This is a genomic window from Ruegeria atlantica, from assembly GCF_013032455.1.
GTDB lineage: Bacteria > Pseudomonadota > Alphaproteobacteria > Rhodobacterales > Rhodobacteraceae > Ruegeria > Ruegeria atlantica_B.
On record NZ_WQCF01000007.1, the window covers coordinates 44,738 to 67,502 of the forward strand.

Genomic DNA, 22,765 nt, shown 5'->3' on the forward strand with positions numbered 1-22,765 from the left:
ATTAGGGCATGATCTGCCCGGGCAGCAGCTTATCTGCTGGTGCCAGCTTGATCAGAGTTCGCACTTGACCGCAAATCGGGGTTGGCACACCGGTTTGCGCGCCAAGGCGGATAATCTCTCCCTGAAGATCGTCTATTTCCGTTGGACGACCCGCCATCAGATCATAAGCCATCGAGGTTCGCGCGCTGGGGTCGATGGTCAACATACGTGCAGCGATGCGAATAAAAATCGGTGTCGGGAGGCGCAAGGTATACGGCGTCATCCACGCAGGCAACGGCGTGGTCGATGCCACCGGATGACCCGCTGCCTTGAGAACAGCCAACGCCTCGGCCATCTGATCAGCCATCAGGCAACGCCACTGACGATCCAGAAGTTGCTCTTTCAACGTCAGACCTGACAAGGCGTTCAAGGCGTTGTTGAGATTGATCACCAGCTTACCCCACTGCACAGCATCGATATCGCCGCTTTCGATGACTGGCAGAAGAGGACAACTGAGCTTTTCGCCCAAAGAGCCGGGTCCATTTTGAATGACGATCTCACCCGACGTGGCCCTATGAAAGCTGGCCGGTTCGGTGGGAACAACATTGAACGGCACCATTCCGGCACGCACGTCATAGCCCGACAGAACCGAACGCAAAATCCGCGCATTGCCCATGCCGTTCTGCCGCGACAGAACCGGGGTTGAGGCTGGTGTGAATTGCGCAGTTTCAGAGGCTATCTCTGCAGTTGCCCCAGCCTTGACTGTCACGATCACTATCTCGGCGCCACTCAGACACTTTGCATCCTCGGTCAGGGTCAAATCCCGCGCCTCGACGCGGCGTCGCATGCCCGAATAATCAGTGACTGTCAGGCCCTTATCTCGGATTGGTTCCAGTATGCGTGCGCGGCCCAACAGCGTGACGTCATGCCCTGCATCAGCCAGCAAACTGCCGCAATAACACCCAATACTACCTGCGCCCGCAATCACGATCTTCATTGTACGCCACTCCGACACAAAGGATCGCCGGGATCAGGAACGCGGGCAAGGCCCCCTTACGCGTGGTCAGCGCGCAAGTCGTGGTTTGGTACGCTCGAACTCCTCCGAGATCGGGATGAATTCCTGATCGTCCCCAGGTGGAAGGTGAAATGCGCCATTTGCCCAGTCAGCGGTTTTCCATTCACGCGTTGCGGTCTCGATCTTTTCTTTTGACGAGGAAACAAAGTTCCACCAGATATACCGATCCTCATTCAGCGTCGCGCCACCCAACAGCATCAACCGCGCACCAAGTGGCCCAGCCTTGACCGACAAGTGATCGCCGGGGCGGAACACCATCATCCGACCTTCTTCGAACGTATCGCCCGCCACCTCAACAGAGCCCTGAGTGACGTAGACGCCCCGGTCCTCATGATCATCCGGTAATGGAAAGGACGCGCCGGGATCCAGTTGCACATCAAGATAGAAGGTTTCCGACAACATCGTGACCGGGCTGGTCTCGCCATAAGCGGTGCCGAGGATCAGGCGAGCACTGACACCGTGATCCTGAATATGCGGCAACGCACCCTGCTTGTGATGCTCGAAATTCGGCGCCATATCCTCATGCGCTTCGGGCAGCGCGATCCAGGTCTGGATGCCGAACAAGCTGTGTTTCTTGCCGCGCGTCTCGTCGCTGGTGCGCTCAGAGTGGGTGACACCTCGGCCGGCGACCATCCAGTTAATCTCGCCGGGATAAATCATCTGGTGGGTGCCCAGACTGTCGCGATGTTCAAATTCTCCCTGATAAAGATAGGTCACAGTTCCAAGGCCGATATGCGGATGAGGGCGAACATCAATGCCGCCGTCGGTGATGAACTCGGCCGGACCCATCTGATCAAAGAAGATGAACGGCCCGACCAGTTGACGTTTTACCGAGGGCAATGCCCGCCGCACCTCAAACCCGCCCAAATCGCGTGCACGGGGGATAATCAATGTCTCCAAAGACGCATTCTCGGACAGACATTCGGGGCTGTGGGTCGGATTCCAACTCATTGCTGCGCTCCTGCGATCAAGGCGATTAGGTTCACCAATGCAGGATATAGGGCGTTTTACACCATTGGTATGCGCAATTTCACACAGATAAAGTGCGGATCAACGTAGATGTCACGCTCTACACGTTGCCTTATCGCGGCCAGAGTTGAGGGAAGAACGGCCCATCGATCCGGTCTCCTTCGCGGTAACCGGCCGCCTCGAACTGCGCGCGTTCGTCCTTTGCCCAATCGCCGCGATAGCGGATGACGCCGTCCGGGGCCGTCATCCGTAGCGTGAACCGACGCACCGTTTCTGACGGCGTGACCGAGGACAGGCCTCCGTGCAACGTTCGCATGTCGAAAAAGATGCAGTCCCCAAGCTCCATATCCCATTGCAACAGGTCATAAGCACCGGGGTCGGCATTGATATCAGGGGGTGGGTGATAGGTTAGCCCCGCAACCTCGGTCGGTTCATAGCTGGGGTGCCCGTCGGCAAACCGGACTCGCATGAACAGCTTGTCCCAAAGGTGCGAACCTTTAACGAAAGCGATACCGCTTTCCTTGGTCACGGGCTCCAACGGCAGCCATAGAACGCACATCGTTCCCTCGAAATCAAAATAGGACAGGTCCTGATGAAACGGCGGGCGCGAGGTCGAACCCGCCTCTCGTAAGAACCAATTGTCCATGACAAGGTTGATCGAGGGTGCATCCAGAAGCTGCGCGGCAAGGGACGCACACGGGGAATTGTGGACGAATTCCCTGAACTGAGGAATCTTGTTCCAGGCCCAATAGTCCTCAAAATAGGCGGGCGCCCGCAAATCCTTGGTATGGCGGGTAAAATTGGCAGTCGGCTTCGCAAGGTCGGCGTCGATACCCGCCCGTAACAACTCGAGCCAATAGTTCGAAAACTTTGACCTCAGTACAACCGCGCCGTCACGCCGGAACGCTTCGATTTCGTCTGGCGTAATGCTGTCGGTCGGCGTCATATAACTGGCCTTTCACTCAAGTGCATCCTGCGATCAGGATTACAGCCGGCGGCCTTATGGTCAAAGGAATTCACATTTCGCAACGGCCCCTCGGAATGAAAGGCAATCGTGCTATTCTTCTAGAACAGTTGAAATCTTACGAGGTTTGCATGACTGGTTCATCGTTTACTCGCCGTTCACTTATCGCTGGCGGAGGCGCAGTTATCGTCACTGGCCTGCTGCTGCCTGCACGTGCAGCCGGGGTGGCGCCAACCCCTTCCATGCGCGGCGGATCTAACAATTACCGCCCCGGCGCGCCTATCGTTGAACAGATTGGCGGCGGTGGGTTCTGGATGACCGGCACGGTAAGGCGCGCGGGCGATGGCGCGCCCCTTCCCGGTCAGCGCATACAGATTTGGGCGCACACCACCGAAGGTCACGAACGCGACCCCCAGAGCCACGGCGCGACTCTAACCGATGCGAACGGTGAATTTCGACTGGAGATGCCTCAGATCGTGCCCGCCTTCGGCCAACCCCATGGCCATCTGGCCTATGACAGCGGGGAATTCGAAACTGTCTTCCTGCGACCGATCATGGCGAGTTCCAAGGACAAGACCCTCGCTGCGCATTTCGTTTTGCAGCCCGTCTAAAGTTCGTGAACCGAACCCAGATAATCTGGATGGCCCTAATCGCCATACTGGCTGTGCCTCTGATTGCCGCAGCGAACAGCCCCCTTTTGGCATGGCGCGACCCGGTGTACATCCTCGCCGGGTTCGCCGGCGTCATGAGCATGGGACTTTTGTTGCTGCAACCATTGCTGGCGGGCCGCGTCTTGCCCGGTCTGTCGCCAATGATCAGCCGGCGATGGCATCGCTGGGTTGGTGTCACTTTGGTTGCGGCCGTTCTGATCCACGTAGGCGGGTTGTGGGTCACCAGCCCTCCTGATGTGGTGGATGCTCTGTTTTTTGTTTCACCCACCCCGTTTTCTGCCTGGGGCGTTGTTGCGATGTGGGCTGCCTTTGCGGCCGCCTTGCTGGGAGTGTTCAGGCAGCGATTTACCCTGCGCTACCGGGTTTGGAGGCTGGGACATACAGGGCTGGCCACTGTGACTATCATCGGCAGCGTTGTGCACGCCATGCTGATCGAAGGCACGATGGAGATTATGACCAAAACCGCTTTGTGCGTACTGGTTTTGTCGGCGAGCGCCCGGACGCTCGCCAGATTGCGCGTATGGGATACCCGACGCCGCAGTTAGACGCCCAGGCACCACCGCATCACTGCCTTTTGGGCATGCAGCCGGTTTTCAGCCTCGTCAAAAATCACCGAGTTCGGACCATCCATCACTTCGGATGTCGCCTCTTCCTCGCGATGCGCAGGCAGGCAGTGCATGAACAGAGTGTCCGCTTTGGCATGAGACATCAGCTCGGCATTCACCTGATAAGGCCGCAGCAGGTTGTGGCGACGTTCCTTTGCGGATTGGGAATCGTGCATTGAAACCCAGGTGTCAGCGACCACGAGATCGGCACCTTCAACCGCTTTGAAGGGATCACGCTCAACCACGATCTTCGAGCCCTTCTGGCGGGCAAAGCCCATAAACTCTTCCTCGGGATCGAATTGGGCTGGTCCAGTGAAGGTCAGGTCGAACCCGAACTGGCCCGCCGCATGCAGGAAAGACGCGCACACGTTGTTGCCGTCGCCAGTCCAGACAACCTTTTTACCTTTGATCGGCCCGCGATGTTCTTCGAAGGTCAGGACATCGGCCATGATCTGGCAGGGATGGGTGCGGTCGGTCAGGCCGTTGATCACCGGCACGTCGGAATATTCGGCCATCTCGGTCAGGATGGTTTCGTCGAAGGTCCGGATCATGATCATGTCGACATAGCGCGACAGCACACGGGCGGTGTCGGCAATGGTTTCGCCGTGACCCAGTTGCATATCCTTGCCCGACAGCACCATGGTCTGGCCACCCATCTGACGCACGCCTACATCAAAAGACACACGCGTCCGGGTCGATGGCTTTTCAAAGATCAATGCCACCATTCGGTCTTTGAGTGGTTGGTCATCATCCAGAGCGGCCTTGGGACGTCCAAGACGGGCCTGTTTCATCGCACCGGCCTGGTCGATCATGGTCCGCAGGTCATCTGCGTCGGTTTTGTGAATATCAAGGAAATGGTTCATATCGTTTCGCTTTTGGCTGTCGGTCGCCGGGGGCGCTGCCCCCGGACCCCGGGAGTATTTGGGAAAAGATGAAGATTAAGCGGATTCGAGGCTGGCCTCGACCTGTCCTGCGGCCTTGTCGAGGCGGATCATGGCCTGGGCAATGTCATCCTCGGTCAATGTCAGGGGCGGCAGCAGGCGGATGACGTTATCTGCTGCGGGGACGGTGATGACCTCGTTGTCATAGCCCGCGTTGACCACATCGGTATTGGTCGCCTTGCATTTCAGGCCCAGCATCAGGCCTGTGCCGCGCACTTCTTCGAACACCTCAGGATGATCGGCAATCAGGCCCTCGAGCTTTTGGCGCAACAACCCTGCCTTGCGGTTGACACCCTCGAGGAATGCAGGCGTGGCAACCTGATCAATCACGGCACATCCTACTGCGCAACCCAGTGGGTTGCCTCCGTATGTCGACCCATGCGTGCCAGCGGTCATGCCAGAGGCCGCGTCTTCGGTGGCCAGCACCGCACCCAATGGGAAACCTCCGCCGATGCCTTTTGCGACCATCATGATATCGGGCGCGATACCCGCCCATTCATGGGCAAACAGTTTGCCTGTCCGACCGACTCCGCATTGCACTTCGTCTAGGATCAACAACAAGCCATGTTCGTCGCAGATTTGACGCAATGCCTTCATTTCAGCGTCCGGCACGGGGCGGATCCCCCCCTCGCCCTGCACAGGCTCGATCAGGATTGCAGCGGTTTTATCAGTAATGGCGTTGGTGACACCGTCGAGATCACCGAAGGTGACGTGCACGAAACCAGGCAGCAAAGGGCCGAATCCCTTGGTCATCTTTTCGGATCCCGCTGCGGCTATACCGGCAGAGGACCGTCCGTGGAATGAACCATCAAAGGTGATGATTTCAACCCGCTCGGGCTGCTCTTTGTCATAGAAATACTTGCGGGCCATTTTAACGGCCAGCTCGCAGGATTCCGTGCCGGAGTTTGTAAAAAACACGGTGTCGGCAAAGGTGTGTTCCACCAGCTTGTCAGCCAGCGCCTGCTGCTGTGGGATGTGGTACAGGTTCGAAACATGCCACAGCGCGTGGGCCTGCTCGGTCAGCGCATTGACCAGCGCAGGGTGTGCATGGCCCAGTGCATTCACCGCGATGCCGGCACCGAGGTCCAGAAAACGTCGGCCATCCGCCTCGGTCAGCCAGGCGCCTTCACCCTTCACGAATGTAAGGGGCGCGCGATTATAGGTCGGCAGAACGGACGGGATCATCGGATCATCCTTTTCAGATAAGTTAAGCCCTGTGAGTGATACACATGGCCCATGTTCGTCAACAGATTTGGTGGAGTTTGCGCGGATTTACAGCGCGCAATAGATCAAACGGGCCGGTTACGCGGTAAACCGTCGACGTCGGAGGCGCAGGATATGTGCGTGTTTGATCATGCGAGGGCGTATAGCGACACGCGTCGCCTCTGAAAACCCTGAAATTTACATATTGAGTTTACCGCTCTGAAAAGCAACATCTACCGCCAACCCTTTACAGTGTACTGACACATAGCTTGTGCCATGACGCCCATACGCTAATTCTCCACCCTTGCCGGTCATCCTGACAAGCATGTTCTTTCTTGTCAGACACCAGCGTCAGGCTTTAAGCCGATATCCCGTCCGCAACATCTGCCAAGTCACCGCACCCACGACCAGCGTTGCCCCCGCGCAGACCGCCATGCCCAACCACGGCGAACTGTCCGACACGCCAATCATACCAAAGCGCAGCCCGTCGATCAGATAGAACACCGGGTTTACATGGCTGAGGCGGTTGAGAATAGGTGGAAGCGATTCGACCGAGTAGAAGGTACCCGAAAGGAAGGCCAGCGGTGTGACAATAAAATTGGTGATCGCCGCCATTTGGTCGAATTTGTTTGCGAAGATCCCGGCCAACAGACCCAATACTCCCATGAAAGCGCCACCCAGAACGATGAAAATCAGCGCAATCAAGGGGTTCTGAGGCACCAGCCCCAACACCAACACCAGGGCAATGGCAACAACACAGGCAATCATGGCGCCACGTATGATGCCCCCAGCCAAATAACCCAGCAGGATCTCTAACGGCGATAGCGGCGGCATCAGCGTATCGACGATGTTGCCCTGCACCTTCGCGATCACCATCGAGGATGACGTGTTGGCAAAGGCATTCTGGATTACGGTCATCATCATGATTCCCGGCGCCAGGAAAGTCAGGAACGGCACCCCCATCACGTCTGACCGGCTTGGCCCGATAGCGATATTGAAGATCAGCAGAAACAGCCCGGCTGTGACCAGCGGTGCCAATAATGTCTGGGTCCAAACCGCCAGAAAGCGCAGGGTTTCACGCTGTGCCAGCGTGTAAAGGCCCATCCAGTTTACCGCTCCGAAACGGTGTTCGTTCTGCTCAAGGGGAATCTGCATCGTCTGACCTCAACCTGATTCGAAGATAGCTTGTAACTCGGGGCGCAGTGATTAGAATAGGGGGCTGAGACGAATTCCCAAGGCGGCCCGAATCCGGGGCCGCTTTCCGCTTTTGAAAGGCAAATGATGTCCTGGACTGACGAGCGCGTAGAACTGCTGAAGAAAATGTGGGGCGAGGGCCAGTCGGCCAGCCAGATCGCCAAGGAACTGGGCGGCGTGACCCGCAATGCTGTGATCGGCAAAGTACACCGTCTGGGCCTGTCGAACCGCGCAACTGGCGGTACTACGGCCAAAACCGAACCGAAAGAAAAGCCGGCCCCAGCGCCCAAGGCCGAGACCAAGCCGAAACCCGCACCCAAGACGGAACCGGCCCGTCCGGCCCCAGCCCCTGCGGCCGAGGCGAAACCTGCCGTACCAGCCCGCCGCCAGATCATCCCGGCCGGTCAACCACTGCCGCCACAGCCGTCGGCCAATGAGATCAGCCCCGAGGCGTTGGCCAAGGTCAACGAGGTTGAAAAGAAAGCCAAGAAGCTGACGCTGATGGAACTGACCGAGAAAACCTGCAAATGGCCCGTGGGCGACCCCGCAACCGAGGATTTCTGGTTCTGCGGGCTGCCTGTTGAAGCCGGTAAACCTTATTGCGAGGCCCATGTTGGCGTGGCATTCCAGCCGATGAGCTCGCGCCGCGACCGGCGGCGGTAAAACTTTACGCCAGGATCCGACCGCGATGGAGGATACCTGGTTAACCACGGCAAAACGCCTGTTAGTGCTGGCAGAAACTGGCCAGCACTTCACCAAAGACACCTTTGATTGCTAACGCTAGTAAGAGATATCCGGGTAGCTCATGCGATGTTGGCTGATCTGGGTCATGTGCCCTTGTCACGGATTGGGAGAGACTTCGGATCACGCACGCGGGTATGCCACGCCTACATCCCTATCCGGTGGACACGCGAGATTTCTCTAAACTTTTCCTTCTGCGCGACAACGTTGGCACCCACTCCTCACAACCGGGTACCGAGACCAATAGAACTGCTGTTTCAAGCCTAATGCGCTGCCCGATCCGTCCGCAACACAAAATTAACAGACAGAAACTTCAAGCGCATTTCGCGCCCATTCCGACCGTCTGCCTCAGACACTGATTGATAAACCTATTCTGCCGGGTGTGAAGGCAAATCCGGCATAGGCACCCAGCCTGGCAAATCATCGACAGAAACAGAAGCGTGCAGATGTTCGGACTGGTCCCCTCCGACCTTTCGATGCTTGCGCAACAGGAAAATCTTGCCCCATCCACGCCAAGTTCCAACCGAAGGCGCAGTGGTTGAGGTGGGGAAACGATCGCGCCAGCCTTCGGGCAGCGGCAAGCCGTGCAGTTCGGCCTTATCTAGCATCCAGATCAGAGAGATATTGCTCAGTGGGCGGGCCTCTTCGAAACCGTTCAACTGCCCACCGACATCCCCGTGGGTGCCGCGAAACCAGACCTGTTGGACGTGGCCTTTAAACTCGGGTGAACACGTCCACAAAACCGGTTCATACACTTCGCGGGTCTCATCCAACGCCATGGCGTGATAACCGTGGCGCGTCACAGGACCAAGCTGGTGGTTGTGGAAGGCGTGCTTATCCTCGGCCCAGCGCCACAGCAGGGGTAGTCGCAGACCCAGAGCTTTGACTGTATCCCAGACGCCGATCATCTCGATGGCGATCTCTTCATGGCAAAACTGACGACGAAAGTCATGGGCCGCCGAGCCGTTGGGATTGCACTCGTAGTGACGATAGGCCTGTTTGATATTTCGCTCGGTGGCGTGTTCAGCCTTGAGTAAACCGATCATGTCGATCACCCCGGCAAGGCTGCGCACTCCGTAAGCGCCGCGAGAATAGCCGACGAAGAAGATTTGGTCGCCGGGTTTGTAGCGCGACGCAAGATAGCCATAAGCGCGACGGATTTGCCGGTTGATCCCCCGGCCCATCATCACATCCAGAGAGGATTTCCAACTTTCCCATTGCACCCCGGCCTCGTAAAAAACCGAAACATTGCCGCCCATCTCTCGGCACAGGCGATAGGTCTGGCCCGCATGGGTTTCATAGCCCGGTTCCAACGTCGACATGGTGCCGTCAAGGATAATGACATGGCTGACGGGCTCGCGGTGCAGCGTCTCGGCCGAGTGCTCGGACCGCAAAGGCCGTCCGAGCCATCCCAGTACCTTTCTAGTCAGCCGCGACAGAACCATGTGTCAGCAACTCCCATACTCTGTGGGGTGTGAAAGGCATATCCGCCTGCCGCACCCCGTGATCCCAAAGCGCGTCCTGAACCGCGTTCGCCACAGCGGCCAGCGCGCCGACGGTACCGGCCTCTCCGCAGCCCTTCATTCCCAAAGGGTTAGTGGTTGACGGAACCGGCGCCGAGGTAAACTTAATCATGGGTATCTCAACCGCCCGAGGCAAGGCATAGTCCATCAACGAAGCTGTGAGCAGTTGCCCCTGCGCATCATGTACAACGTGTTCGCTCAACGCTTGACCGATACCTTGTGCGACACCGCCATGTACCTGTCCCGCGGCCAGCATCGGATTGATAAGATTACCGAAATCATCCACCACCGTATAACGGTCGACCCAAGTTTCGCCGGTGTAAGAATCGATAACGATTTCGGCAACATGCGCGCCATTGGGGAAGCTACGTGCCTCGAGCGTGATGTGTGCCTCGTGCTGCAAAAGATCTGTTCGACCGTCGGCACGGGCCATCTCAGCCGCCTCGATCAAAGTTGGTGTCAGATTCGATCCGGGCGCACGGAATGTTTCGTGATCAAAACTCACGTCAGCTTCCTCCACCCCCATTTTACCGGCCAGATAAGGCGTGAATGCGGCGATCATGACGTCGATTGTGGCCAATGTGGCCGTGCCTTGCAGCGTGACCGACCGCGAACCGCCGGTCCCACCTCCACTTGGTAGCTGATCGCTGTCACCCTGAATAACGGTAATCTGATCCATTGGAACGCCGATCTGACCCGACAGGAACTGGGTATAGGCTGTCTCATGCCCCTGCCCGTTTGATTGGGTCCCCACATAGAGGTTCACAGTGCCATCTTCACGGAGTTCAATCTTTGCGTTTTCGGAAGGGTCGCCCAGAATACTTTCAATATAGTAACAAAGTCCCTGCCCGCGGATCAGACCGCGCTTGGCGTCTGCGGCCTTACGATCAGCAAAGCCCTGCACCTGCTCGCCTGCACGGGTTAGGACCATGTCGAATTCGCCGGCGTCATAGGTTTCGCCAGTCGCGGTTTTATAGGGAAAAGCCTCGGGCTGGATGAAGTTCTTGCGCCGCAGCTCCCACGGGTCGACGCCCAGTTCACGCGCTGCCCTGTCCAAGATGCGTTCAAGCACATAAATCGCCTCGGGCCGCCCCGCTCCGCGATAGGCGTCAACTTGAGTGGTGTTGGTATAGACACCCTCGACGCGCAGATATGTGGTCTGCACGTCATAAGCGCCCATCAACACCTTACTGAACAGATCAGTTTGGATGGCCTGCCCGAAATGGCTGTTGTAGGCGCCTAGGTTGACCTTGCTATGCACACGATACGCGGTGATCCTGTGATCGGCGTCAAAAGCCATTTCCGCGAACGAGGTCAGATCGCGGCCGTGATGGTCGGACAACATCGCCTCGGACCGGTCCGACATCCAGTGGACGGGTTGACCCAGCCTCATCGCGGCCACGGCGACACAGAAATACTCGGGGTACGGCATCACCTTCATTCCAAAACCACCGCCCACGTCCGGAGTGGTGACACGGATGGCTTCTGCCTCCATCTTTAACTTTTGCGCCAACTGCCCGCGCATGGCCCAGACACCCTGCCCGCTATACGCAACGTGCAAGCGCCCGTCGGACCAACTGGCCCGACAACCCCGGGGTTCGATCGACGCAATAATCGCCCGGTTGTCGGCGACGTTCAGCTCGACCGTATGCACAGCATCCTGAAATGCGGCCTCGGTCGCGGTCTCGTCGCCCATGCCCCAGTCAAATGCTCGGTTATCAGGGGCTTCTTCATGCAGCGTTTCACCGCCTGCGTCCAAGTCCAGCTTGGCGGGCAGGTCATTGGTTTCCATCCAGATCAATTCAACGGCATCACGCGCCTGAGCCTGTGTTTCAGCGACCACGACAGCCACAGGTTCGCCAACAAAACGCACTCGGTCCTTGGCCAGCATATGTCGATCAGGCGCGGCAGCTTTCGAACCATCACGGTTCGTAACAATCGCCGCATTCAATACAGTGTCGATACCTGACGCGCTCAGATCATCTAACGCCATGACCAGCCGCACCCCATCAGCCTCGCGCGCGGCGTCCAGATCCAGCGTAGCAATCTTTCCGTGCGCCACCGGGCTTCGGAAAAACGCCGCAAACAGGGCATCACCGGGCACGTCATCGTCAATGTACTGCCCCTGCCCGGTCAGGAACCGCTGATCCTCAATCCGTTTGACAGGCTGGCTTTTGCCGAACTTATCCATGGGCTGATCCTTTGGACTGTGTCAGGGCCGAGCTTAGGCTGTACAGGTTCCATGTCCAGTGCGCGCAGACCCTTCCCCTTCCTGCACGCATTCGCTATTGCAGGCGCTGACCCGAGATTGATGACGCAGGACGCACCCATGGCGATGGAAAAGACATTCAACGCGGCCGAAGCCGAGGCCCGCATTTATGAGGCCTGGGAACAGGCCGGAGCCTTCAAGGCAGGCGCAAACAAATCGCGCGACGAAAGCTTTACCATCATGATCCCGCCGCCCAACGTGACGGGCGCGCTGCACGTGGGCCACGCGTTCAACAATACCCTTCAGGATATTCTGATCCGCTGGCACCGCATGCGTGGTTTCGACACGCTGTGGCAGCCCGGTCAGGACCACGCGGGTATCGCAACGCAGATGCAGGTGGAAAAAATGCTGGCCACCACCCAGCAGCCCGGTCGGCGCGAGCTGGGGCGTGAGGCGTTTCTGGACAAGGTCTGGGAATGGAAAGGCGAATACGGCGGCACGATCATCGAGCAGCTGAAACGTCTAGGTTCCTCCTGCGACTGGTCACGCAATGCCTTCACCATGGCGGGCGCACCGCGCGATCCGCGCACGGGGCATGAGAACTCGGCCAATTTCCACGACGCGGTGATCAAGGTTTTCGTCGACATGTACGAAAAGGGCCTGATCTATCGCGGTAAGCGTCTGGTCAACTGGGATCCGCATTTCGAGACCGCGATTTCCGATCTTGAGGTCGAGAATATCGAAGTCGCGGGCCACATGTGGCATTTCAAGTACCCGTTGGCGGGCGGTGAGACATATGAGTATTTGGAAAAAGATGAAGATGGTAATGTGATCTTCCATGAGGAGCGGGATTACATTTCAATCGCCACCACGCGACCTGAAACCATGCTGGGTGACGGCGCGGTCGCGGTTCATCCATCAGATGAGCGGTACGCGCCAATTGTTGGGAAACTTTGCGAAATCCCGGTTGGCCCGAAGGAGCATCGGCGACAGATTCCGATTATTGTGGACGATTACCCTGATCCCGACTTCGGCTCGGGTGCGGTGAAGATCACTGGCGCGCATGACTTCAACGACAACATGGTCGCCAAGCGCGGCGGCATTCCGATGTACCGCTTGATGGACACCAAAGGCGCGATGCGGGCCGATGGCGCGCCCTATGCCGACGAGGCAAGCAAAGCGCAGGAATATGCACGTGGGCGCGCATTCACTGAGAACGAGATCGACGCGATCAATCTGGTACCCGATCACTTACGCGGGCTCGACCGGTTCGAGGCGCGCGCGAAAGTGGTGGAAGAGATCACTGCTGACGGTCTGGCCGTTATGACACGCGCCGACAATCCGGTTCTGGGCACCAAACTGGGCGAAGATGACGACCCGGCAGCGCTGGTGCCGCTAGTCGAAAGCAAACCGATCATGCAGCCCTTCGGCGACCGCTCGAAAGTTGTCATCGAGCCGATGTTCACCGATCAGTGGTTCGTCGACGCCGCCAAGGTCGTCGGACCCGCGCTGGATGCGGTCAAGGACGGCACGGTCAAGATCATCCCCGAGTCGGGCGAGAAGACCTATTACCACTGGCTGGAAAACATCGAGCCCTGGTGCATCTCGCGCCAATTGTGGTGGGGGCATCAGATTCCAGTTTGGTATGGCCTGGACTTGTCCGCCGAGGACTTTATCGACGATGAGAATGACGGCGACCTCGACCTGGTCGAACTGGGCCGCTTGCTGAATGAAGGCGGTATGCTGCACCGTGGCAACGTCATGGAATGCGCTTCGAGCCTTGAGGCTGTTACCGAAAAATTCCTCGACGATAATGCAAACATTCCCAGCCCGCTGAGCCATGCAACCGTAATTGAAGTTGCCGACAAGCAGGAAGCGATCCATCAGTTCGCTGAAAGCCTTGCCCAGTATGCGCTTAATCAAGACCCAACCAAGCTGGTTTATCCAGTCTGGCGCGACCCCGACGTCCTTGACACCTGGTTCTCGTCTGGTCTCTGGCCTATCGGCACGCTGGGCTGGCCCGACAAGACCGAGGAGCTGGAGCGCTACTTCCCCACGGACGTTCTGATCACCGGCTTCGACATCCTGTTCTTCTGGGTCGCACGGATGATGATGATGCAACTGGCTGTGGTCGATCAGATTCCATTCCACACCGTCTATCTGCACCAGCTCGTCCGCGACGAGAAGGGCAAGAAGATGTCCAAGACCACCGGCAACGTCATCGACCCGCTGGACATTGTGGATGAATTCGGCGCCGACGCGCTGCGCTTTACCAACGCCTCGATGGCAGCGATTGGCGGTGTGCTGAAACTGTCCAAGGAACGCATCACCGGCTATCGAAACTTCGGCACCAAGTTGTGGAACGCTGTCCGTTTTGCCGAGATGAACGAGGTCTTCACCGACGCCGTCCCACAACTGGACGTGGCCGATCTGAAACCCAAAGCTGCCGTCAACCGCTGGATCATCGGCGAGACTGCCCGCGTGCGGGAAGAGGTCGACGCGGCGCTGGAAAGCTATCGTTTCAACGACGCGGCCAACGGGCTCTACACCTTTGTCTGGGGCAAGGTCTGCGACTGGTACGTGGAACTGTCAAAACCGCTGCTGCAGGGCGATGACACCGAAGCGCAGGCTGAAACCCGCGCGACCATGCGCTGGGTTCTGGATCAGTGCATGGTCCTGCTGCACCCGATCATGCCTTTCGTCACTGAGGAACTCTGGGGCCTGACTGGCGACCGCGCAAAGATGATCGTCCACGCTGACTGGCCGAGCTACTCCGCCGCTGATCTGGTGGATGCCGATGCCGATCGTGAGATGAACTGGGTGATCTCCGTGATCGAAAACACCCGCTCAGCCCGCGCGCAGATGCGCGTCCCGGCAGGCCTCTACGTGCCGATGCTGGTGACCGAGATCGACGCCAACGGCCAAGCCGCATGGGACCGCAACGAGGCGCTGATCAAACGTCTGGCGCGGATCGACAGCCTGACCAAATCGGATGAGCTGCCCAAAGGCACCATCTCGATCGCCGCTCCCGGCGCGTCCTTTGGTCTGCCGCTGGCCGACATCATCGACATCGGCGCTGAAAAGGAACGGTTGGAAAAGGCCAAAAGCAAACTTGCCAAAGAACTGGGCGGCCTGCGCGGGCGCCTGAACAACCCCAAATTCGTGGCCTCGGCCCCCGAAGAAGTTGTCGAAGAGGCCAAGGCCAATCTCGCAGCCCGCGAAGAAGAAGAAGCAAAACTCAACGAGGCGCTTGCTCGGTTGGACGAGATCGCCTGATCTTCATCTTTTCCCAAATACTCAAAATCCTAACCCCGCCGCGCATCCAACGGCGGGGTTTTCTTTTGCGCCCAAAACACTTGTCCATTCATGCAAACCCTTGTTAGCAAGTGCGGGTGGTAAGCCTCGAGGTCCAAATGGCGCGCGCATTCCCCCCGATACAAACTATCTCGACCGGGCTGGTTGTGGCCATTGTCGGGTTCTTCAGTTCTTTCCCCATTGTCTTGCAAGGGCTGGCGGCCATGGGCGCATCGCCAGCCGAATCTGCCTCGGGCCTGATGTCGGCAGCAATTGCCATGGGGATCACGGCCATCGGCCTAAGCCTTTGGTATCGCCAACCGATCAGCGTTGCCTGGTCCACACCAGGCGTCGCCCTCTTGGCCGCCTCTGCAATGCCCGCGGCAGGCTTTGCCGAGGCAACAGGCGCATTCCTGTGTGCGGGTGCTCTGACTGTTCTGGCCGGGCTTTGGCGCCCGTTGGGAAGGCTGGCTGCGGCCATCCCGACAACCTTGGCGCAGGCGATGTTAGGAGGGGTTCTGCTGCCCTTGTGCATTGTCCCGTTTAGGGCCGCAGTTGACCTGCCATGGCAAGCCTTGCCTGTCATCCTGACATGGTTCATCGCGGGGCGGATCAATCGCCTGTTCGCTGTTCCCACAGCCGTCGTCGCGGCAGCCATTGTCGTCGTGCTGAATTCCGGCGAGGCATCGGTTACACCATCCCATCTGGTCGCCGCGCCAGTTTGGATGATGCCAAGCTTTTCACTTGCGTCCATCATCGGGATCAGCATCCCGTTGTTCATTGTCACCATGGCCACGCAAAACATTCCTGGCATCGCTGTAATGCGCAGCTTTGGATATACACCTGCCCCCGGCAGGATGTTTTCCTGGGTCGGGGCAGCCAGCATTTTGTCAGCCCCATTCGGTGCACCTGCCACCTGTCTCGCAGCGATCACCGCCGCAATGTGTTCCAACGAGGACAGCCACCCGGATCCGGCCCAACGATGTTGGTCAGCCGCGATGGCCGGAGTGTTCTATTGTCTGTTCGGCGTTTTCGCTGTGGCCATCACCGGGTTTGCCGTACATGCCGACCCGCTGTTGATGGGCACACTCACCGGGATCGCACTGATTGGAGTGTTGGCCAACGCCACCCATGCCGCGCTAGAGGTGCCCGCCGAACGGGAAGCCGCTATTCTGACCTTTGCCGTAACGGCCTCTGGCATCTCGGTTTTTGGCCTGGGTGCCGCGGTTTGGGGCTTGCTCGCCGGAGGCGTGGCCTATCTTGTGACAAACCGATCCCGCCTGTGACTTTAAACAACTGGTGGGGTGAGATATCATATCAACCATGTTTGGATCGCTTGGAAAACTGATTGAACGTCAGATCAAAAAGGCTCAGGCCGAGGGCCAATTGCAGGGTTTGGAGGGCGAAGGCCGCCCCCTATCCGACCGTTCCGGCGAAGCACAGTGCGATCCCGCCATCACAGCCGGCCATCGGATCATGGCGCAGGCAGGCGTACTTCCTGAAGAGTTCGAAATCAAAAAAGCACTTGATGCAGCCCGAAGTACCTACGCAGGATTAACCGATCCTGATGAACGCAAGGCCGTCATGGCCAAAATCGCCGATCTTGAGATGCGGTATAACATGGCACGTGATGCACGCCGGGCCTTCATGCGATGATTATTTGAACTCTGGTTTGCGGCCCTGCATCTGCGCCATGACAACCTCCATCTGATCCGGCTTGCCGATCAGATCGACCTGTTCGGCAGATTCAGCAAGCAAAACCTCGGCGCGGGTTTTGGTCTCGGCCACTTCGATCAGGCGTTTTGCCGCGCGGATGGCCGAGGGGCTTTTGCCCGCGATATCTTCGGCCAGCGCCAATGCCTCGGTCAGTGGATCATCCGAGATTTTCGTGACCAGCCCCCATTCGGCGGCTTGTTGGGCACCAATGGGACGGGCCGTGTAAGTCAACAGGCGCAGAACGTCCGAACGCACCAATTGCGGCAATAGCACCATACCGCCCATGTCGGGAACGATGCCCCATTTCATCTCCATCACGGCAAGCTTTGCCTCGGGATGGGCGATGCGAATATCCGCGCCCAGCGCGATCTGCAGCCCGCCGCCATAGGCCACGCCTTGAATGGCACAGATCACCGGAACAGGCACGCGCCGCCAGATCAGCGCGAGTTCCTGCATTTCGTTGGCGTCTTCATTGCTGCGCGTCATAAGCCATTCGGTCGGGTCAATATGGGCCATCTTGGCAAAGCTCGCCATATCAAGCCCGGCGCAAAAGCTTTTGCCTTCACCCGATAGGACTACGGCGCGTACATCCGAGGCGGCCACCTCTTGCCCAGCGGAGAGCAGCGCGTTGATCATCGCGTCATCCAGCGCGTTCATCTTGTCACCGCGCGTCAGCGTAACATGGGCGATGTGATCTTTGTATTCGACGGATACGCGTGTCATGCGGGCCTCCCGGTTTCGGTTGGTCCAACCATGCCCGGAAGGGCCATCAAGTTCCACCTCAACGTCGGGGCAGGCGTGGCCGATCCTGCACCACATGGTTGCCTGATGCGCATTCATGGGTTTATCTCGCTGCATGACTGACCCACGTTATACTCCGCTTGCGCTGTCGCTCCCCGCAACCGTCCCCTTTGTTGGTCCGGAAACACAGGAACGTCAGCGCGGCGCGCCATTTGTCGCCCGATTGGGTGCAAATGAGAGCATCTTTGGCCCTTCTCCCCGTGCCATTCAGGCCATGGCCGCAACGGATATCTGGATGTATGGCGACCCCGAGAACCACGACCTGCGACATGCGCTGGCTGAGCATCACGGGGTGAGGCCGGAAAACATCGTGGTCGGCGAAGGCATTGACGGCCTGCTGGGGTATCTCGTCCGACTTTTGGTTGGGTCTGGCGATGCAGTCGTGACCTCGGACGGGGCCTATCCGACGTTCAACTACCACGTGGCTGGGTTCGGTGGTGCGTTACACAAGGTGCCCTACCGAGAGGACCGTGAGGACCCGGATGCATTATTTGCAAAGGCCGCCGAGGTTGATGCCAAGCTTGTCTATCTTGCCAACCCTGACAACCCGATGGGCAGTTGGCACAGAGGTGCAGACATCGTGGCGGCACTGGAGGCTTTGCCCGCAGGATGTTTACTGGTGCTGGATGAAGCTTATGTGGAATGCGCCCCCAAAGAAACGGCGGCTCCAATCGCAGCAGATGACCCACGCGTGATCCGGATGCGCACGTTCTCGAAAGTGTACGGAATGGCCGGAGCCCGCGTAGGCTATGCGATTGGAGCGCCGGGGCTGATCGCTGCCTTCAACAAAGTACGCAACCATTTCGGCATGAACCGGGCGGCACAGGCAGGCGCGTTGGCAGCGTTGCAAGATGGCGAATGGCTTTCGCAAGTTCAGGCCAAGATTGGTGCGGCCCGTGAGCGGATCGGTCAGATCGCGCAGGAAAATGGGCTTGAGCCGTTGCCCTCGGCAGCCAATTTCGTGGCGATTGATTGCGGGCGGGATGGCACCTTTGCCAAGGCGGTTCTGGATGCACTGGTGGCGCAGGGCATCTTTGTCCGTATGCCGTTTGCCGCGCCTCAGAACCGATGCATCCGTGTTAGTTGTGGCACGGCGGCTGATCTGGATGCCTTTGCTACCGCGCTGCCGAAAGCGCTGGCGGCAGCCGAGGGTTCAGCCTGATCCAGGAGCAAAGGCTGCTGGTGGCGTGGCGTCAGTTAGCCGGCCAAAGCAGCCGCTGCTGCCTCGAGTGCACCGCTACCGCGCGGGATGTTCAAAGCGGCCATAGCGGTTTCCACGCCTCCTAACATCGCCATTATCATGTGGCCGTTCACGTGGCCCATATGACCGAGGCGAAAGCAAGCATCCCAGTCCTCCATCCCCAACCCGATTCCAAGGGTGAGACCCAAACGAGATTCGGTGAACTGACGGAGTCGTGTTCCCTGCCCGTCCTTCAACCGCAAGGCAGTCACCGCATTGCTACGATGGATCCGCTCAGCAACGTTCAGATGCAGTGAACCACCCTCAGCCCAAGTTTCGCAGGCGGCCCAGATCGCACTGGCGAGGCGTTCATGACGGGACCAAACCTGCTCGATCCCCTCAGCGTGGATCAAATCGAGCGCGGCGCGCAGACCATAAAGGTGATGTGTCGGCGCGGTACCGTTGAAATACTGGTAGAACAGATCAGGGTTGGTACGCGGTTGCCAGTCCCAGTATTGCGAGACTCGGGGCATCTCGGCGCGTTTAGCCTGCGCTTTATCGTTGAAGAACACGAAACCCACGCCCGCCGGGGTCATCAGCCCCTTCTGACAGGCAGTGACCATAACGTCCACGCCCCAGTTATCCATTTCGAACTGATCGCACCCCAACGAGGCTATACAGTCGGCCATCAGTAGCGCCGGGTGGTTTAGGTCGTCCAGCAGAGCCCGCAAGGCTGGGATATCGTTACGGATCGAGGTTGAGGTATCCACATGAACCGCCAGAACGGCCCTTATTTCATGGTCCTTGTCAGCACGTAGGGCTTCGGCAATGCGATCCATGTCCCAGGGCGCAGACATACCGAAATCAATCAGATCGACCTTGGCCCCAATCCCCTCAGCCATTTCGGCCCACCCGTGAGTAAACATGCCCGAGGCCGGAGCTAACACCCTTTCCCCCGGTGCGATCACATTGGACAGAGCCGCCTCCCACGCGCCGTGGCCATTGGAGATGTAGATGGCCACATTGTGGTCCGTGCGCGCCACGCGTTTCAGGTCGCTCGTTAGGGCGGGCATCATCTCGATCAGCTCGCCGTCATAAATATTGGGCGACGGGCGGTGCATGGCCTGCAACACCGCGTCGGGCATAACTGAAGGGCCGGGAATGGCCAGATACTCGCGCCCATGCACGAGAGAGATTGGCTTTGTCATGGGATCAACCTGTAAGAATCGAACCTACCCTAGCGCCACGCGAATAGGCGTCAATCCTTCAGCTTTGCAGCATCGCGCGCCAGCGCCTCGACCCCTGCCCAATCACCATCAACAACCATCTGCTTGGGCGCAACCCAGCTGCCACCGGCACAGACCACGTTCGAAAGGCTGAGGTAATCGCGCGCATTTGAAGGTGACACACCGCCAGTCGGGCAAAAGGTAATTTGTGGCAAAGGCGCACCAATCGCCTTGAGCGCAGGAGCGCCGCCAGAAGCTTCAGCCGGGAAGAATTTCAGCATGTCATAGCCCTTCTCCAGCAAAGTCATTGCCTCGCTGGCCGTTGCGGCACCGGGCAGCAGAGGCAGCCCCTCGGCTTCGCAGGCAGCGATCAATGCGTCTGTCGCACCGGGCGATACACCAAACTGCGCACCCGCGTCTTTAGCCGCGCGGACATCATCCGGTGTAACCAGCGTACCCGCCCCGACCACACCTCCGGGTATTTCAGCCATGGCGCGGATCACGTCCAGCGCTGCCGGGGTGCGCAGGGTGACCTCTAGTGCGGGCAGGCCACCGGCCACCAGCGCTTCGGCCAAAGGTCGGGCGTGCGCTGCGTCGTCGACAACCAAAACCGGGACAATAGGAGCCAGGCCGCAGATTTCACGGGTACGTTGAGTTTTGGGCATGAATTACGCTCCGAAAATGCTGGCGCCAGCGTCAGCGGATCCGACATTGGCGCGGAAGGCGCCGAACAGATCCCGCCCGACCCCGTGTTGGTTGGCCGAGAGGTCGGCAGTGATAGGCGCCCGATCCAAGACGCCTTCAGTGAGAATTTCCAGCTCACCTTTCACCGCATCCACGCGCAGCAGGTCTCCGTCCTGCAGATACGCAATGGCCCCGCCATCCAGCGCCTCGGGGCAGACATGGATCGCAGCAGGAACCTTGCCCGAGGCACCGGACATACGACCATCGGTAACCAGTGCCACCTTTTGGCCACGTCCCTGCAAGATCGACAGGATCGGGGTTAACGAGTGAAGCTCGGGCATGCCATTGGCTTTGGGTCCTTGGAAACGAACAACGACGATAACATCATCGGTGAACTCGCCAGCCTTGAAGGCGGCTTTAACCTCGTCCTGATCGTGGAACACGCGAACGGGCGCCTCAACCACCTGATGCTCGGGAGCCACGGCTGACACCTTCATGACGGCAGTACCCAAATTGCCTGTCAGGCGCGACAAGCCGCCAGTGGGTTGGAACGGGTCTTTGGCCGGGCGCACGATCTTTTCGTTCAGGCTGTGGCCTGCACCTTCTTCCCAGACCAACTCGCCATTTTTCAGCTTGGGTTCTTTGGTGTAGTTGTGCAGGCCCTGCCCCGCGACGGTCAGTGTATCGGGGTGCAAAAGACCGTCCTCGAGCAGGGTGCTGATGCAGTAGCCAAGACCACCTGCAGCGTGGAAATGGTTTACATCGGCCAGACCGTTGGGGTAAACCCGCGCGACCAAGGGAACAACGGAAGAGATGTCGGAGAAATCCTGCCAATCCAACACGATACCACCCGCCCGCGCCATGGCAATCAGGTGGATCAGCAGGTTGGTCGAGCCACCCGTGGCCATCAGGCCAACAATTCCGTTCACAAAGGCACGCTCGTCCAGCACCTGATAAACCGGCGTGTAGCTGTTGCCCAGCGCACTGAGCGACAGAGCACGCCGCGCGCCTTCTTCGGTTAGGGCATCCCGCAACGGGGTGTTCGGGTTTACAAAACTGGAGCCCGGCAGATGCAAGCCCATGAACTCCATCAGCATCTGGTTGGTATTTGCCGTGCCATAGAATGTACAGGTTCCGGGGCCGTGATACGCGGCCATCTCAGCCGCCATGAGTTCTTCCCGGCCAACCTCGCCAGCGGCAAATCTTTGACGGACCTTGGCCTTTTCGTCGTTAGGTAAACCGCTGGTCATTGGTCCGGCGGGCAGAAACACCGCAGGCAAATGCCCGAAGGCCTGCGCACCGATCACAAGGCCCGGTACGATCTTGTCACAGACGCCCAGAAAAACAGCTGCATCATAGGTGTTGTGGCTCAGCGCCACGCCAGTCGCCAGAGCGATTACATCGCGCGAGAACAGGGAAAGCTCCATTCCGGCCTCACCCTGCGTGACGCCATCACACATGGCTGGCACGCCGCCCGCAACCTGCGCAGTGCCGCCAGCGGCGCGGATCGCTTGACGGATCAGTTCCGGATAGCGTTCGAACGGCTGATGAGCCGAGAGCATATCGTTATAGGCCGTTACGATACCGAGGTTCCCAGCGGTACCAGTAACCATCGCTTGCTGATCCGTGCCCGCACCGGCATAGGCATGAGCCTGACCACTGCAGGACAAATGCGCACGGGCTGGTCCCTTGGAACGTGCATATTCCATCCGCTCCAGATGCGGGCCGCGCAGGTCGGCGCTGCGATCAATGATCCGCTTTGTGACGTCGGTGATGACAGAGTGAACCAT

Annotated in this window: 19 protein-coding genes; 7 read left to right on the top strand and 12 right to left on the bottom strand. The window is 58.6% G+C overall.

Annotated features, from left to right (window positions below; translation table 11 throughout):
- Position 1: 1 nt before the first annotated feature.
- From GOW93_RS13095 to GOW93_RS13105, 3 genes are all read right to left on the bottom strand, one after another.
- On the bottom strand, positions 2-976 hold the full coding sequence (locus tag GOW93_RS13095; RefSeq protein WP_170384844.1) for a 2-dehydropantoate 2-reductase: 975 nt from the start codon (positions 974-976) through the stop codon (positions 2-4).
- A 66-nt stretch (positions 977-1,042) separates the two neighbouring features.
- Complete coding sequence (locus tag GOW93_RS13100) at positions 1,043-2,005, bottom strand: pirin family protein (protein ID WP_170384847.1); 963 nt, start codon at positions 2,003-2,005, stop codon at positions 1,043-1,045.
- Between the two features lie 130 nt (positions 2,006-2,135).
- Positions 2,136-2,969 (bottom strand): phytanoyl-CoA dioxygenase family protein, encoded by an 834-nt coding sequence (locus GOW93_RS13105; protein ID WP_170384849.1) that lies wholly within the window; start codon positions 2,967-2,969, stop codon positions 2,136-2,138.
- Positions 2,970-3,118: 149 nt separating this feature from the next.
- On the opposite strand from GOW93_RS13105, the gene GOW93_RS13110 reads away from it, so the two are divergent.
- Entirely contained in the window at positions 3,119-3,598 is a 480-nt protein-coding gene (locus tag GOW93_RS13110; RefSeq protein ID WP_170384853.1) for a twin-arginine translocation pathway signal, read from the top strand.
- A 29-nt stretch (positions 3,599-3,627) separates the two neighbouring features.
- Positions 3,628-4,203: a ferric reductase-like transmembrane domain-containing protein gene (locus tag GOW93_RS13115; RefSeq protein ID WP_170384856.1), complete on the top strand. Its 576-nt coding sequence runs from the start codon at positions 3,628-3,630 to the stop codon at positions 4,201-4,203.
- On the opposite strand, the gene argF is transcribed toward GOW93_RS13115, so the two are convergent.
- From argF to GOW93_RS13130, 3 genes are all read right to left on the bottom strand, one after another.
- The gene (gene argF / locus GOW93_RS13120) at positions 4,200-5,126 is read right to left on the bottom strand and encodes an ornithine carbamoyltransferase (protein WP_170384859.1); all 927 of its coding nucleotides are present in this window, start codon (positions 5,124-5,126) and stop codon (positions 4,200-4,202) included. The two genes, GOW93_RS13115 and argF, sit on opposite strands and share 4 nt — an antisense overlap.
- A 75-nt stretch (positions 5,127-5,201) precedes the next feature.
- Positions 5,202-6,389 carry an aspartate aminotransferase family protein gene (locus GOW93_RS13125; protein ID WP_170384862.1) on the bottom strand — a complete coding sequence of 396 codons (1,188 nt, stop codon included), beginning with the start codon at positions 6,387-6,389 and terminating at the stop codon, positions 5,202-5,204.
- Between the two features lie 369 nt (positions 6,390-6,758).
- Positions 6,759-7,562: an ABC transporter permease gene (locus tag GOW93_RS13130; protein ID WP_170384865.1), complete on the bottom strand. Its 804-nt coding sequence runs from the start codon at positions 7,560-7,562 to the stop codon at positions 6,759-6,761.
- Positions 7,563-7,688: 126 nt separating this feature from the next.
- Here GOW93_RS13130 and GOW93_RS13135 point away from each other — a divergent pair, with 126 nt between their 5' ends.
- Positions 7,689-8,264: a GcrA family cell cycle regulator gene (locus tag GOW93_RS13135; RefSeq protein ID WP_170385415.1), complete on the top strand. Its 576-nt coding sequence runs from the start codon at positions 7,689-7,691 to the stop codon at positions 8,262-8,264.
- Positions 8,265-8,710: 446 nt separating this feature from the next.
- On the opposite strand, the gene GOW93_RS13145 is transcribed toward GOW93_RS13135, so the two are convergent.
- Together GOW93_RS13145 and GOW93_RS13150 are read right to left on the bottom strand one after the other, a co-directional pair.
- A complete protein-coding gene (locus GOW93_RS13145) occupies positions 8,711-9,787 on the bottom strand; it encodes a DUF2235 domain-containing protein (RefSeq protein ID WP_170384871.1) in 1,077 nt (358 codons plus the stop codon).
- Complete coding sequence (locus tag GOW93_RS13150) at positions 9,765-12,056, bottom strand: xanthine dehydrogenase family protein molybdopterin-binding subunit (RefSeq protein ID WP_170384874.1); 2,292 nt, start codon at positions 12,054-12,056, stop codon at positions 9,765-9,767. Before GOW93_RS13150 ends, GOW93_RS13145 begins: the two co-directional genes overlap by 23 nt.
- Before the next feature lie 138 nt (positions 12,057-12,194).
- Here GOW93_RS13150 and GOW93_RS13155 point away from each other — a divergent pair, with 138 nt between their 5' ends.
- From GOW93_RS13155 to GOW93_RS13165, 3 genes are all read left to right on the top strand, one after another.
- Positions 12,195-15,350, top strand: a complete 3,156-nt coding sequence (locus GOW93_RS13155) for a valine--tRNA ligase (RefSeq protein WP_170384878.1) — start codon at positions 12,195-12,197, stop codon at positions 15,348-15,350.
- Between the two features lie 116 nt (positions 15,351-15,466).
- Entirely contained in the window at positions 15,467-16,654 is a 1,188-nt protein-coding gene (locus GOW93_RS13160; RefSeq protein WP_368039673.1) for a benzoate/H(+) symporter BenE family transporter, read from the top strand.
- 37 nt (positions 16,655-16,691) lie between these two features.
- Positions 16,692-17,024: a DUF1992 domain-containing protein gene (locus GOW93_RS13165; protein ID WP_170384884.1), complete on the top strand. Its 333-nt coding sequence runs from the start codon at positions 16,692-16,694 to the stop codon at positions 17,022-17,024.
- Here GOW93_RS13165 and GOW93_RS13170 read toward each other — a convergent pair whose 3' ends face one another.
- Entirely contained in the window at positions 17,025-17,807 is a 783-nt protein-coding gene (locus tag GOW93_RS13170; RefSeq protein WP_170384887.1) for a crotonase/enoyl-CoA hydratase family protein, read from the bottom strand.
- A 133-nt stretch (positions 17,808-17,940) separates the two neighbouring features.
- On the opposite strand from GOW93_RS13170, the gene GOW93_RS13175 reads away from it, so the two are divergent.
- The gene (locus tag GOW93_RS13175; RefSeq protein ID WP_170384890.1) at positions 17,941-19,047 is read left to right on the top strand and encodes a pyridoxal phosphate-dependent aminotransferase; all 1,107 of its coding nucleotides are present in this window, start codon (positions 17,941-17,943) and stop codon (positions 19,045-19,047) included.
- 35 nt (positions 19,048-19,082) lie between these two features.
- On the opposite strand, the gene GOW93_RS13180 is transcribed toward GOW93_RS13175, so the two are convergent.
- From GOW93_RS13180 to edd, 3 genes are read right to left on the bottom strand one after another with little or no spacing between them, the layout of a single operon-like run.
- A complete protein-coding gene (locus GOW93_RS13180) occupies positions 19,083-20,273 on the bottom strand; it encodes a pyridoxal-phosphate-dependent aminotransferase family protein (RefSeq protein ID WP_170384893.1) in 1,191 nt (396 codons plus the stop codon).
- 50 nt (positions 20,274-20,323) lie between these two features.
- On the bottom strand, positions 20,324-20,956 hold the full coding sequence (locus GOW93_RS13185) for a bifunctional 4-hydroxy-2-oxoglutarate aldolase/2-dehydro-3-deoxy-phosphogluconate aldolase (RefSeq protein WP_170384896.1): 633 nt from the start codon (positions 20,954-20,956) through the stop codon (positions 20,324-20,326).
- Between the two features lie 3 nt (positions 20,957-20,959).
- Entirely contained in the window at positions 20,960-22,765 is a 1,806-nt protein-coding gene (edd, locus tag GOW93_RS13190) for a phosphogluconate dehydratase (protein ID WP_174819101.1), read from the bottom strand.

Bases quoted from the DNA above. Each gene is read 5' to 3' on its own strand.
- GOW93_RS13170 (WP_170384887.1), bottom strand. From the start codon at position 17,807: ATGACACGCGTATCCGTCGAATACAAAGATCACATCGCCCATGTTACG.
- GOW93_RS13155 (WP_170384878.1), top strand. From the start codon at position 12,195: ATGGCGATGGAAAAGACATTCAACGCGGCCGAAGCCGAGGCCCGCATT.
- GOW93_RS13100 (WP_170384847.1), bottom strand. From the start codon at position 2,005: ATGAGTTGGAATCCGACCCACAGCCCCGAATGTCTGTCCGAGAATGCG.
- GOW93_RS13105 (WP_170384849.1), bottom strand. From the start codon at position 2,969: ATGACGCCGACCGACAGCATTACGCCAGACGAAATCGAAGCGTTCCGG.
- GOW93_RS13165 (WP_170384884.1), top strand. From the start codon at position 16,692: ATGTTTGGATCGCTTGGAAAACTGATTGAACGTCAGATCAAAAAGGCT.
- GOW93_RS13115 (WP_170384856.1), top strand. From the start codon at position 3,628: ATGGCCCTAATCGCCATACTGGCTGTGCCTCTGATTGCCGCAGCGAAC.
- GOW93_RS13095 (WP_170384844.1), bottom strand. From the start codon at position 976: ATGAAGATCGTGATTGCGGGCGCAGGTAGTATTGGGTGTTATTGCGGC.
- GOW93_RS13135 (WP_170385415.1), top strand. From the start codon at position 7,689: ATGTCCTGGACTGACGAGCGCGTAGAACTGCTGAAGAAAATGTGGGGC.
- GOW93_RS13145 (WP_170384871.1), bottom strand. From the start codon at position 9,787: ATGGTTCTGTCGCGGCTGACTAGAAAGGTACTGGGATGGCTCGGACGG.
- GOW93_RS13110 (WP_170384853.1), top strand. From the start codon at position 3,119: ATGACTGGTTCATCGTTTACTCGCCGTTCACTTATCGCTGGCGGAGGC.
- GOW93_RS13180 (WP_170384893.1), bottom strand. From the start codon at position 20,273: ATGACAAAGCCAATCTCTCTCGTGCATGGGCGCGAGTATCTGGCCATT.
- edd (WP_174819101.1), bottom strand. From the start codon at position 22,765: ATGGTTCACTCTGTCATCACCGACGTCACAAAGCGGATCATTGATCGC.
- GOW93_RS13185 (WP_170384896.1), bottom strand. From the start codon at position 20,956: ATGCCCAAAACTCAACGTACCCGTGAAATCTGCGGCCTGGCTCCTATT.
- GOW93_RS13125 (WP_170384862.1), bottom strand. From the start codon at position 6,389: ATGATCCCGTCCGTTCTGCCGACCTATAATCGCGCGCCCCTTACATTC.
- GOW93_RS13175 (WP_170384890.1), top strand. From the start codon at position 17,941: ATGACTGACCCACGTTATACTCCGCTTGCGCTGTCGCTCCCCGCAACC.
- GOW93_RS13130 (WP_170384865.1), bottom strand. From the start codon at position 7,562: ATGCAGATTCCCCTTGAGCAGAACGAACACCGTTTCGGAGCGGTAAAC.
- GOW93_RS13150 (WP_170384874.1), bottom strand. From the start codon at position 12,056: ATGGATAAGTTCGGCAAAAGCCAGCCTGTCAAACGGATTGAGGATCAG.
- argF (WP_170384859.1), bottom strand. From the start codon at position 5,126: ATGAACCATTTCCTTGATATTCACAAAACCGACGCAGATGACCTGCGG.